At 59.7% G+C, this 12,230-nt stretch carries 11 protein-coding genes; 6 read left to right on the top strand and 5 right to left on the bottom strand.

Annotated features, from left to right (window positions below; all coding sequences use genetic code 11):
• The 5 genes from ureC to VWZ85_RS03420 are packed head-to-tail and all read right to left on the bottom strand — an operon-like array spanning nt 1 to nt 3,419.
• Nucleotides 1-1,740 carry an urease subunit alpha gene (gene ureC, locus VWZ85_RS03440; RefSeq protein ID WP_416542640.1) on the bottom strand — a complete coding sequence of 580 codons (1,740 nt, stop codon included), beginning with the start codon at nt 1,738-1,740 and terminating at the stop codon, nt 1-3.
• Nucleotides 1,740-2,045: an urease subunit beta gene (locus tag VWZ85_RS03435; protein WP_416587125.1), complete on the bottom strand. Its 306-nt coding sequence runs from the start codon at nt 2,043-2,045 to the stop codon at nt 1,740-1,742. The genes ureC and VWZ85_RS03435 overlap by 1 nt, the downstream gene beginning before the upstream one ends.
• Nucleotides 2,042-2,209 (bottom strand): peptidase M23, encoded by a 168-nt coding sequence (locus VWZ85_RS03430; protein WP_416534441.1) that lies wholly within the window; start codon nt 2,207-2,209, stop codon nt 2,042-2,044. The genes VWZ85_RS03435 and VWZ85_RS03430 overlap by 4 nt, the downstream gene beginning before the upstream one ends.
• Nucleotides 2,210-2,233: 24 nt before the next feature.
• Nucleotides 2,234-2,536 (bottom strand): urease subunit gamma, encoded by a 303-nt coding sequence (locus VWZ85_RS03425; RefSeq protein ID WP_260089774.1) that lies wholly within the window; start codon nt 2,534-2,536, stop codon nt 2,234-2,236.
• A gap of 1 nt (nt 2,537) precedes the next feature.
• Nucleotides 2,538-3,419, bottom strand: a complete 882-nt coding sequence (locus VWZ85_RS03420; RefSeq protein WP_416587123.1) for an urease accessory protein UreD — start codon at nt 3,417-3,419, stop codon at nt 2,538-2,540.
• A gap of 388 nt (nt 3,420-3,807) precedes the next feature.
• Here VWZ85_RS03420 and urtA point away from each other — a divergent pair, with 388 nt between their 5' ends.
• From urtA to VWZ85_RS03390, 6 genes are all read left to right on the top strand, one after another.
• On the top strand, nt 3,808-5,103 hold the full coding sequence (gene urtA, locus VWZ85_RS03415; protein ID WP_340546970.1) for an urea ABC transporter substrate-binding protein: 1,296 nt from the start codon (nt 3,808-3,810) through the stop codon (nt 5,101-5,103).
• A gap of 80 nt (nt 5,104-5,183) precedes the next feature.
• Nucleotides 5,184-7,184 (top strand): urea ABC transporter permease subunit UrtB, encoded by a 2,001-nt coding sequence (gene urtB, locus VWZ85_RS03410; protein ID WP_416587121.1) that lies wholly within the window; start codon nt 5,184-5,186, stop codon nt 7,182-7,184.
• A gap of 3 nt (nt 7,185-7,187) precedes the next feature.
• Nucleotides 7,188-8,390 (top strand): urea ABC transporter permease subunit UrtC, encoded by a 1,203-nt coding sequence (urtC, locus tag VWZ85_RS03405; RefSeq protein ID WP_340546968.1) that lies wholly within the window; start codon nt 7,188-7,190, stop codon nt 8,388-8,390.
• Nucleotides 8,387-9,127 (top strand): urea ABC transporter ATP-binding protein UrtD, encoded by a 741-nt coding sequence (gene urtD, locus VWZ85_RS03400; RefSeq protein ID WP_340546967.1) that lies wholly within the window; start codon nt 8,387-8,389, stop codon nt 9,125-9,127. Before urtC ends, urtD begins: the two co-directional genes overlap by 4 nt.
• 3 nt (nt 9,128-9,130) lie before the next feature.
• Entirely contained in the window at nt 9,131-9,826 is a 696-nt protein-coding gene (gene urtE, locus VWZ85_RS03395) for an urea ABC transporter ATP-binding subunit UrtE (RefSeq protein ID WP_416587119.1), read from the top strand.
• A gap of 562 nt (nt 9,827-10,388) precedes the next feature.
• Nucleotides 10,389-12,203: a BCCT family transporter gene (locus tag VWZ85_RS03390; protein ID WP_340546965.1), complete on the top strand. Its 1,815-nt coding sequence runs from the start codon at nt 10,389-10,391 to the stop codon at nt 12,201-12,203.
• Nucleotides 12,204-12,230 lie beyond the last annotated feature (27 nt).

Below are 12,230 nucleotides of genomic sequence, written 5' to 3'. Positions count from 1 at the left end.
TCAGAAAAGGAAATAGCGCTGGGCCATGGGCAGATCATCGGCCGGGGCGCAGGTCAGAAGCTCGCCATCTGCACGGACCTCATAGGTTTCGGGATGGACCTCGATCTTGGGCAGGGCGGTGTTGAGTTTCAGGTCCGATTTGCCAATGTCGCGGGTGTTTCTGACCGCGCAGGTCTGTTTGGCGAGACCAAGGTGCTGGGCAATCCCGCCTGCCTGCGCCGCTTCGGAAACAAAGGTGACGGAGGAGTTTTCCACCGATCGGCCAAAGGCTGCGAACATCTGCCGGGAATAGACCGGCTGTGGTGTGGGGATAGACGCATTGGGGTCGCCCATCTGCGCCATTGCAATGGACCCGCCGAGCAGAACCATTTCAGGCTTTACCCCAAAGAAGGCAGGATTCCACAACACCAGATCGGCGCGTTTGCCGACCTCGATACTGCCGATTTCATGGGCGATACCATGGGCGATGGCCGGGTTGATCGTGTATTTGGCAATATAGCGGCGGACGCGGAAATTATCGTTTTCTCCTGTCTCCTCGGGCAGGCGTCCGCGTTGCTTTTTCATCTTGTCGGCAGTCTGCCAGGTGCGGATCAGAACCTCGCCCACCCGACCCATCGCCTGACTGTCCGAAGCGATGATCGAGAAGGCGCCCATGTCATGGAGGATATCCTCTGCCGCAATGGTTTCGCGACGGATGCGGCTTTCGGCAAAGGCGACGTCTTCGGGGATGGACTTGTCGAGGTGATGACAGACCATCAGCATATCGAGATGCTCTTCGATGGTGTTGACGGTAAAGGGGCGGGTCGGATTGGTAGAGGAGGGCAGGACATGCGCTTCGCCGCAGATCTTGATGATGTCCGGGGCATGGCCGCCACCCGCGCCTTCGGTGTGGAAGGCATGGATGGTGCGCCCCTTCAGCGCTGCGACCGTGTGTTCAACAAAGCCTGATTCATTCAGTGTGTCGGTGTGGATCATCACCTGCACGTCCATCGCGTCCGCTACTGACAGGCAGCAGTCAATGGCGGCGGGGGTGGTGCCCCAGTCCTCGTGCAGCTTCATCGCGCAGGCCCCGGCAATGATCTGTTCCTCAAGCGCGCGGGGCTGTGAGGCGTTGCCTTTGCCCGCAAAGGCCATGTTCATCGGAAAGGCGTCGGCGGCCTGCAACATGCGCCCGATGTGCCATGGCCCCGGCGTACAGGTGGTGGCGAGGGTTCCATGTGCGGGGCCGGTGCCGCCGCCGAGCATGGTCGTCAGCCCGGAGTGCAGCGCCTCCTCGATCTGCTGCGGGCAGATGAAATGGATGTGGCTGTCAAAACCGCCAGCGGTCAGGATGCGCCCCTCGCCCGCGATGATCTCGGTTCCCGGCCCGATGACAATCGTGACACCGGGTTGAGTGTCCGGGTTGCCTGCCTTGCCGATGGCGGCGATGCGCCCGTCTTTCAGACCCACATCCGCCTTGTAGATGCCGCTATGGTCCACGATCAGCGCATTGGTGATGACCGTGTCGACTGCCCCCTCGGCGCGGCTCGCCTGAGACTGGCCCATGCCGTCGCGGATGACCTTGCCCCCGCCGAATTTCACCTCTTCGCCGTAGCTGAGCACGTTGCCGACACCGCTGGCTTCGGCGATCAAATCGCGCTCCACCTCGATAGTCAGATCGGTGTCCGCCAGACGCAGACGGTCTCCCACCGTGGGGCCGAACATGGCCGCGTAATCGGCGCGTGAAATCTGGGATGGCATCAGAGATCCCCCATGATGGCGGCGTTGAAGCCGAAGATCCGTCGCGCGCCGGATATCGGGATCAGCTGTACCTCGCGGCGCTGGCCCGGTTCGAAGCGCACGGCTGTGCCGGCAGCGATATCAAGACGCAGGCCCCGAGCGGCCTCCCGGTCAAAGTCGAGAGCTGGGTTCGCCTCGGCAAAATGGTAGTGCGAGCCGATCTGTACCGGGCGGTCACCGGTGTTAGAGACCATCAGGACGGTGACCTGACGATCCGGGTTGAGGTCCAGACTGCCCGCGGCGGGGATCAGTTCTCCCGGGATCATTTGCGCCGCCACAGAAGGCTGGCGCAGCCGATAACGACAGTCGCGACCAGAGCCACGAGAAGCCAGGTGTCCGCACCGTGCGGGTGAACATGCGCGCCGCCATGGGCGAGCGCGGGGCCGCCAGCCAGCAGCAACAATGAGAGGAGCGTGGGTCGCAATGTCATGGGTCTGGGTCTCCTGAATGTGAATCAGCGAATGGGGTTGTGAACGGTGACGAGTTTTGTGCCATCGCGGAATGTTGCCTCGACCTGAATGTCGTGGATCATCTCGGGCACGCCTTCCATGCAGTCGTCCCGGGTGATGACCTGCGCGCCGGCTTCCATCATGTCGGCGACTGATCGGCCGTCTCGTGCACCTTCGACAACGGCGTCGGTGATCAGGGCAATTGCTTCGGGATGGTTCAGCTTGACGCCGCGAGAGAGGCGTCGTCGGGCAACCTCTGCGGCCATGGAAATCAGCAGTTTGTCTTTTTCACGCGGGGTCAGGTTCATGTCAGATCATCCAAGGTCGGGGAAGAGGGGCGCCGCGCAGATCACGGAGGATCGGCAGCAGGAGCTGGCGCAGGACATAGCTGTCCGCTGCGAGGGCACGCATGACCAGCAGGTCTGAGCCGATCAGGCTGGCCCCGGCGGTCGGGCCAAGCTGCGCGCGCAACGGGCCAAGCCGCCCGGCAGCGTCCGGTGCAACATAAATGAGCGTTGCGATGGCTCCGGCGCCGTTTGCGGTTGCGGGCCGCGCCAGATGGGCCGCGATGTCACCATCGAGGCTTACGTTATCCAGAAACAGCGGTGCGCCTGCGCGGCGGATGTCGATGCAATCACGCAGGCTCGCCTTGGTAAGGGTCTCGCCCATTGCCGCCCGCCCGAAGATCAGCGTCTCGCATAGCAGCAGCCGGGCGTCTTCGTGCAGATCGACCGTCAGCGTCCGGTCCAGGTTGCACCCTTGAAACAGGATGGTTTCCTGGGGCAGCCAGGCAAGGCTGGCGCGAGGCTCGACACTGAGCGAGTTGCGAATTGTGCCCGTCTCTCCGGGTCGCGCCCGATAGGCCCGCTCCGCCGCCTGGGTGGTGAGCGTAAGAGAGGTTCCGACGCGCGCGGTGGCGCTGAGTTCAAATTGATCTCCGCCAGTCACACCGCCCGCTGTATTGACCAGAACCCCCTGAAGATCCGCGTCATGGGTGCGCGGGAACAGCAGCGTCAGAGAGCCCGCCTGACGGAGTCCGGCGAGGACCGATGTGTTGCCGCGCCGCTTGGAGGATACCGAGACCGTGCCGATGGCGCGCGGCGGGATCGGCTGGCTCGGCCATGGTTGCGTCTCGGCCGTAGGAAGGCGCGACGCCCTGGAATCACCGGAACAGGCGGTTTGCCAAGGCATCAATTGGCGCTGGGATGAAGGTCTAGGCGTCATGCTGTCGATTTCATCACAGTGCGGATCTGCCGCCAGTTCAAAGCGAACAGTTGGCTGTTCCGCGGCAAGCCCTGCGCAAAATAGAGGCCAATTGTGGGTTTGGTGATCAAAAAACAGGCTGTTGCGCGGTTGTCGGCGGGCGTTTTTCGCGCGTCGTTTGCGAAACTTGCTGCGATGCAGAATGCTCAGCCTATCCACGAGAGCGAGGCTCAAACATCGTGGATGTGTGACGACCGGAGGAATTTGCGATCTCGCCAGCCGCCACACGGATGCAACACGAAGCTGCCCGCCACAGGTAGGAAATCCGGCGCCCCGGCGCAAGGGATACACCTCTGTCCGGGCGAGGAGAGACTGAATGATCACCTATAAATCTGTTCTGGCGACGACAGCCACCTGCACTGCGCTGGGTTTGGCGACCATGGGAACTGCGGTTGCGGCGGCTGATTGCCCAATAAAGGTGGGTGTCCTGCATTCGCTGTCTGGGACGATGGCGATTTCCGAAACAACGCTCAAAGATACCATGCTGATGCTCCTTGAGGATCAGAACGCCAAAGGCGGCGTCCTCGGTTGTGAACTGGAACCGGTTGTGGTGGATCCTGCGTCCAACTGGCCCCTGTTCGCCGAGAAAGCCCGCGAATTGCTGAGTGTGCATGAGGTCGATGTGATCTTTGGCAATTGGACCTCGGTGAGCCGCAAATCGGTGCTACCGGTGATCGAAGAGCTGAACGGCCTGTTGTTCTATCCGGTGCAATATGAGGGCGAAGAAAGCTCGCGCAACGTGTTCTACACCGGTGCTGCGCCGAACCAGCAGGCAATTCCGGCAACGGATTACTTTCTGGACGAGCTGGGTGTGGAGAAATTCGCGCTGCTGGGCACCGATTATGTATATCCGCGCACCACGAACAATATCCTCGCCAGCTATCTGAAGCAGAAGGGAATCGCCGAGAGTGATATCTTTGTGAACTACACTCCGTTTGGTCATTCGGACTGGTCCAAGATCGTTGCCGATGTCGTGGCGCTGGGCGCAGATGGCAAGAAGGTGGGGGTGATCTCCACCATCAACGGCGATGCGAATATCGGGTTTTACAAAGAGTTGGCGGCAGCCGGTATCAGCGCTGACGATATCCCGGTTGTGGCGTTTTCTGTCGGGGAGGAGGAACTCTCGGGTCTGGATACTTCCAATCTGGTCGGGCATCTGGCGGCCTGGAACTACTTTCAATCCGCCGAGGATGACGCCAACAGCGCCTTTGTCGCGAAGTGGAAGGAGCGGATGGGCGAGGACCGGGTAACCAACGATCCGATGGAAGCCCATTACATCGGTTTCAACATGTGGGTGAATGCGGTGACAGAGGCCGGCACCACAGATGTCGATGCTGTCCGCGCGGCGATGTACGGGCAGGAGTTTCCGAACCTGACCGGTGGCACGGCGGTCATGCTGCCTAACCACCATCTCGCAAAACCGGTACTGATCGGTGAGATACTGGACAACGGGCAGTTTGATATCATCAGCCAGACTGAGGAAGTGCCCGGCGATGCCTGGACAGATTTCCTTCCCGAGTCGGCTGTTCTGACTTCGGATTGGAAAGACCTCGGCTGCGGTATGTACAACACCGAGACCAAGAGCTGCGTGCAGACCCTGTCCAACTACTGACCTGGCAGGATCGTAACGGAAGGGGGGATTTCCTCCCTTCCAACCCTCTCTTCCCTCCTCGAACGGAAATGACGCCTATCATGACACGGTTTTTTGCCGCTGGTCTGTTTGTGCTTTGGGGCTGCTTGGCTGCCACGGCGCAGACAGCGCCTCAACTGGCCTCGCCTTCGCCTGTTGCATCTGCACCATCGAATACAGGGGTTCAGGACCTCCTTCAGTCGCAGTCCGCCTTGATTGTCGCCAGTTCGCGGCAGACGATCGAACCCGCGATTGATGCCATCGCCGAAAGTGGCCTCGCGCAGGTTCAGGCTGTCTTGCAGCTCTGGCAGGACAAGAAACTGGTCCTGCGGACATCCGACCACGTGTTCTTCAGGGCCGAGAAAAACGCTGATGGGCGCTATGATCTGATTGACCTCGACAGTGGCGCAATGGTCGGGGTGGCGGATAAGGGCGATCTCAAGCTGATCAAGCCCAACTCCGGCGTGCGGGCGATGATCGGAACGGCGCTGGTTCGGTTCCAACTGGAAGACCCGGATCTGTCGATACGACAGGCGGCAGTTACCTCCATCGGGCGGGACCCGTCAGCCGCGGCGCTCATGCCGTTGCGGGCCTCAATTGCCAGTGAGACCGATGAGGATCTGCTGGCCTTGAAGCGGCGTGCGGAGCGCCTGTTGACCATTCGCTTTGATACCGATCCAAAGGCACGTGTTGACGCAATTGAGGAGATGTCCGCCGATCTGGGGGTTGATGTCCGCGCGACATTGAATCCGCTGTTGCAGACGGAGTTGCAAATCCATTCCTCGGGTGCGCCGACGGGTGCAAATGTCGCGGCCGAGCGGCGTATCGGGCGCGGGATCGGCGCGGAGGATGCCTATGCCGCACTGGTTGCCCGCGATCTGGCACCTGCGGCGCTGGGGGCTGACGAGATCAGGTCAGCGTTGGAGGCCAATATCGCCGATGGTCGTGTGGCCGGTATTCCATTGGCGCAATTGTCTGACCCTGCAATGCGGCAACAGGCCTATGAAGGCCTGGTGGCAGCCGGTCTGGCCCGCCCGGCCCCAACCCGGGAAGAGATGGCTGAAGCAGTCGCAGGCTACCGGTACTTTGACATCTATGAGGAGTCCTCCTTGGCGGTGACGGATGCCGCAGAGACGGCACTGGCGCGCATCAACAGGCAGGTCGGTTTCAATCAGGCGGCGGATCTCACTCTGGATGCGATGTCTCTGGCGTCGATCTATTTTCTGGCGGCCATCGGTCTTGCGATCACCTTTGGCGTTATGGGGGTCATCAACATGGCCCACGGCGAATTCATCATGATGGGGGCTTATACCGGCTATGTGGTGCAGCTGTTCATCTCCGACCATACGCTGTCCATTCTGGTGGCGATTCCAGCGGCCTTTGCGGTTACCTTCGGAGCGGGGATTGCGATGGAGCGTCTGGTGATCCGCTGGCTCTACAATCGTCCGTTAGAGACGCTTCTTGCGACATTTGGTATTTCCATCGCATTGCAGCAGCTGGCCAAGAACATATTCGGGACGCAGGCGCGCCCGCTGACCGCACCGGGATGGCTGGACGGCGCGTGGATCATCAACGACGTCGTGTCCATCAGCTATATCCGTATCGCGATCTTCGTGCTGGCGTTGGGTTTTCTTGGGCTGTTGCTGTTCATTATCCGGCGCACACGCCTGGGGCTGGAAACCCGTGCCGTCACCCAAAACCGAGGCATGGCGGCATCCATGGGGATCAATCCGGACCGGGTGAATATGCTGACCTTTGGCCTGGGGTCCGGCATCGCGGGCATCGCGGGCGTTGCAATCGGGCTCTTTGCGAAGGTGACCTCCGAGCTGGGCAACGACTACATCGTCCAGAGCTTCATGACCGTTGTGGTCGGCGGCGTCGGCAGTATCTGGGGCACCCTGGCCGGGGCGGTGATGATCGGTTTCTCCCAGAAGGGCATCGAATGGCTGAACCCGTCCAACACGCTGGCGGCACAGACCTATATGATTGTGCTGATCATCATCTTCATCCAATTCAGACCGCGCGGAATTATTGCCCTGCGTGGCCGCGCGGCGGGGGACTGATCCATGCAGCGTTCGTTTATTGCCCGCAATCCATCGGTGTTGGTTTTCATTGCCGTTCTGGCGCTGTTCACGCTGGGAATTACCCTGCTGTCCGAAGGGTTGGGGGCCGGGTTTGTTTCCACCTCCATGATCAAGACACTGGGCAAGACTCTCTGCCTATGTCTGGTAGCGATCGCGATGGATCTGATCTGGGGCTATGTCGGGATCCTCAGCCTGGGGCATTTCGCGTTTTTCGGGCTGGGCGGCTACATGATCGGCATGTGGCTGATGTATGAGCGTACGCGGGATGCGGTGCTCGGCTCCCTGTCGGATGCGGTGCTACCGCCAACCCAGGGCGAGATACATGATGCGATCGCACATCAGATCTTTGGTGTCGTCGGGGGGGACAGCTTTCCGCTGGTCTGGGCCTTTGCCGACAGTCTGGCAGTGCAGCTCTTACTTGTGGTGGCGGTTCCCGGGTTGCTGGCGCTGGTCTTTGGCTGGCTGGCCTTTCGCAGCCGGGTCACGGGTGTCTACCTGTCGATCCTGACGCAGGCGATGACATTGGCGCTGGCGCTATATCTGTTCCAGAACGACAGCGGATTGCGTGGCAACAACGGGCTGAGCGGGCTGCAAAACCTGCCCGGTCTGACTGATGTGCCGCAGTCGCTGGTTTCGATCTGGTTCTTCTGGGGCTCGGCCCTCGCATTAGGGCTGGGCTATGTGACGGCTGCCTGGGTGGTTGGCGGAAAGTTTGGATCCGTGCTGCGGGCGATCCGCGACAATGAGACCCGGGTCCGGTTTCTGGGCTATTCCGTTGAGGGCTACAAGCTGGTGGTGTTCACCGGAACCGCCTGTGTCGCGGGCATTGCAGGTGCGCTTTATTACCCGCAGGCCGGCATCATCAACCCTGCTGAGATGGCGCCAATCGCGTCTATCTACCTCGCGGTTTGGGTCGCCATCGGTGGACGTGGCCGACTTTACGGCGCGGTGATTGGCGCCGCACTCGTCTCGCTGCTGTCCAGCTGGTTTACTGGCGGTCAGGCCCCGGATGTTGACCTCGGGATTTTCACTATTCGCTGGGTCGACTGGTGGCAGGTTGTTCTGGGGCTCGGGTTCGTTCTGGTGACGCTGTTTGCGCCCAAGGGGATCGGTGGATTGCTTGACCTGATCCAGCAACGCAGAACGATTGCAACTGAACCCGGTGAGCAGGAGGTCCAGCGATGAATCCGCTTCTGGAAGTCTCAGGTATTTCGGTCAGCTTTGACGGGTTTCGCGCGATCAACAACCTGTCGTTCAGGATTGGTCCGGCGGAGCTGCGCGCGATTATCGGACCAAACGGTGCGGGCAAGACCACCTTCATGGATATTGTCACCGGAAAAACTGCGCCCGATAGCGGCAGCATCATCTGGGATGGTCGTCGAAGATCGGTGTTTGCGGGTTCCGAAGCGCGCATTGCGCGGGACGGCATTGGCCGCAAGTTCCAGAAACCGACGGTCTTCGAGGAACAGACAGTGCAGGAAAACCTGCTGCTGGCGTTGAAGGCGGACCGCGGCCCGTTTGCCGTGTTACGTTATCGCCCCAGCTCGCCGCATCTTGGCCGCGTTCAGGAACTGGCTGCGGAGGTTGGTCTGGCCGATGCCTTGCACCGTTCCGCCGGGGAGCTGAGCCATGGGCAGAAACAGTGGTTGGAGATCGGCATGTTGCTGGCGCAGGAACCACGGTTGCTGCTGGTGGATGAACCGGCGGCAGGCATGAGCCCGGAAGAACGTGAACAGACCACGGCTATCCTGGTCGCAGCGGCCAAGACGCGTGCGGTTGTCGTCGTGGAGCACGATATGGACTTTGTGCGGCGCCTCAACTGCAAGGTGACGGTTCTGCACGAAGGCGCGGTCCTCGCCGAAGGATCGCTGGATCATGTGACCGCCGATCAAGCTGTCATTGATGTTTATCTGGGGCGCTAAAATATGCTGAAGCTGGAAAATATATCGCTGCACTATGGGCATTCGCAGATCCTGCATGGGATTTCGATGGAGGTGAAACGTGGTGAGGTGGCCTGCGTGATGGGGACGAATGGCGTGGGAAAGACCAGCCTGATGAAGGCGATTTCCGGTCGCCATCCTCGATCCGGTGGAGAAATTCTGCTGGACGGCGACCCATTGCGGGCTGCCTCATCCTATCAACTGGCGCAAAAAGGCATCGCTTATGTGCCGCAGGGGCGGGAGATCTTTCCGTTGCTGACGGTGCTTGAGAATCTCGAAACCGGGTTTGGCTGCCTGCCGCGAAGCGATCATCAGGTGCCGGATCGGATCTACCAGCTGTTCCCCGTTCTACACGATATGCGTCATCGCCGTGGAGGCGATCTCTCAGGAGGGCAACAACAACAGCTTGCCATTGCACGCGCATTGATCACGCGTCCGAAGCTGCTGCTGCTTGATGAACCGACCGAGGGGATCCAGCCGAATATCATTCAGCAGATCGGAGATGTAATCCGGCATCTGCGCGACGAGCGCGAGATGGCGATTGTTCTGGTCGAGCAATATTTCGATTTTGCCTATGAGCTTGCAGATAGATTTGTCGTTCTGCGACGGGGGCGCATCACAATGTCCGGGGAGCGTGCCGACATCAGCCGGTCCGACCTGCTGGCAGGTGTTTCCGTCTGAACCTTACCGGTTCTCTGCTGTCGCGGATTGGTCCGAGGCCGGTCTGTCTGGTTAACTTGCACAAAATTTGGCACGGTCATCAGGGATTTTGAGCGTGCTGATCTCTGTATCCGAGATGTTTTTCCGGTCGAAATAAGCCGCTGGAACAGTCTTTGACAGGCTGCAAGCATTTGAAATGTTTGAATCCTAATTCGTCTTTGTGATGGATTTAGATTTTCTGAAATTCGCTACATTTTATTCGAAGTGCCTGATGCGCTGTAATTGAGTAGTCTTGACCAAATGCGCGACGCCGACATGGGGACGAGGGGGCTTGGATGCACCTTCGAGACGGCGTCGGCGTGGGACCGGAGATAGGGGAGCAGAACTGAAACCGAACGGCTGCGCGTGCAGCAGAGCCTAGGTTGCGCCGAAGGGCCAACATGGGATCTGCCGATCTGCCCGCGTGACCGCATATCGAGCCTTGCGCAGCACCTTTGCGTGCGCTGCGCACAACCCGCCACCCGAGCGCCAGGTGATACGGGGAACGACAACAACGGCGCGCGACACGGAACAGGGAACGATTATGTCAATCAAGCCACCATTTACCGAGTTGGAGATCGAAACAGCTCCATCCGGCTTCTACGAGGGCCACAGCCTTCCTATCGCGTTGATCAGTAAGATCATCATGACGACGCTGGTCCTCTGGGCCTTGGTCTGGCCAAGCAAAGCCAGCGGAACCCTGTCCTGGGTGAACAGCGAGTTGCTGAACGGATTCAACGCCTTCTACATCATCTCCGTGGGACTGTTTGCCTTCTTCCTGTTTGTTCTGGCCATTCTGCCTGCAACCGGCAACAAGAAGCTGGGGGCGGCTGATGCGACGCCGGAATTCTCCAATTTCTCGTGGTTCTCGATGATGTTTGGTGCCGGGCTGGGTGTTGGGCTAATGGTCTTTGCAACGGCGGAGCCGCTGGGCCTCTGGGGTTCCAACCCATTGGTTCTGTCCGGCGAGGTCGCAGCAAATACCGAGGAGGCGGTCCAGTCCGCCTATCGCTACACCTTCCTGCACTATGGGTTTCACGCCTGGGCGATCTACGTTCTTACCGGCCTGTCGCTGGCTTATTATGCCTATACGCGCGATATGCCGCTGACGATCCGGTCGGCCCTGACGCCGTTGCTTGGCAAGGCTGCAAATGGCTTTATCGGCCATCTGGTTGATGTTCTGGGTGTTGTGGCCACTATTCTTGGCGTGTCCGTCACCATCGGTTTTGGTGTCAGCCAGTTCGTTGATGGCGTCTATGCGGTTTCAGGGATGGAATGGCTGATGAACGGGGATGCCGAAGCGCCGAAACCGAGCACCGTAGGCCTGCTGTCGGCGCTTTTCGTGATCATGGGGCTGTCGATTCTTTCTGCAGTTTCCGGGGTTGGTCGCGGCATCAAATATCTCTCCAACCTCAATCTCGTACTGTCGGTTATCCTGCTGCTGACCTTTGTGTTCTTTGGGTCGTTCTTCTTTGCGATGACTAAATTCGGCAGCGGTCTGGTCGATTACATCCTGCATTTCACTCAGATGTCCTTTGGTGCCTATGGGCCGCAATCGGCGGATGCCTTTGCGACGGCTCTGCCGGAGGCCGCACAGGCGCTTCCTGCGGAAGATATGAGCTCGGTCTACGGTTCGGCAACATCCCCCTGGGGGTCGCTGGGCGGCTTCACCGAAGGGCTGCCTGCGTCGGCGGCAGCGCTGGATGCCGATGCGATCTATGCAGCCGGGGAACCCGGTCGCCAGTTCGGCTGGCAGGCAGGCTGGACCACATTCTACTGGGCCTGGTGGATTGCCTTCTCGCCCTTCGTCGGTTTGTTCCTGGCACGTATTTCCAAAGGGCGCACCGTGCGTGAGTTCATTCTGGGCTGCGTGATCGCACCTGCCATCGTCTGCTTCCTGTGGATGACCATTCTGGGCGGCACCGCGATTGATCTGGAACTGAACGGTACCGCCGCAGGGTCGATCATCGGGGCGACCAATACCGCCAAGCTGTTTGTGACGCTGGAGCAGATGATTTCGGGCGGCTTCCTGTCTGCCATCACCGTGATGTGTGTTGTGCTGATCATGACCTTCCTCGTGACCTCAGCGGATTCGGGTATTCTGGTGATGAACACCATCATGTCCGGTGGCGAAGAGGAAACCGGGATCAAGCACCGTATCATCTGGGGCTTGATTCTGACCTCGGTCATCGGGGCGCTGATCATCGCTGGCAACAGTGGCGCGGCTTCCAATCCATTCGGAGCCTTGCAAAACGCTATGATCATTGGCGCACTGCCCTTCACAATTGTCATGGTTTTCATGATGATTTCACTGGCCAAGGCGCTGTATCGCGACAGTTTGCGGGCAAAGGCAGACTGATCCCGACCCTCATTGATTGCTTGTTAG

Source organism: Phaeobacter sp. JH20_29 (assembly GCF_048056175.1).
GTDB classification, from domain to species: domain Bacteria; phylum Pseudomonadota; class Alphaproteobacteria; order Rhodobacterales; family Rhodobacteraceae; genus Phaeobacter; species Phaeobacter bryozoorum.
This window is presented reverse-complemented; position numbering and strand designations above follow the sequence as displayed.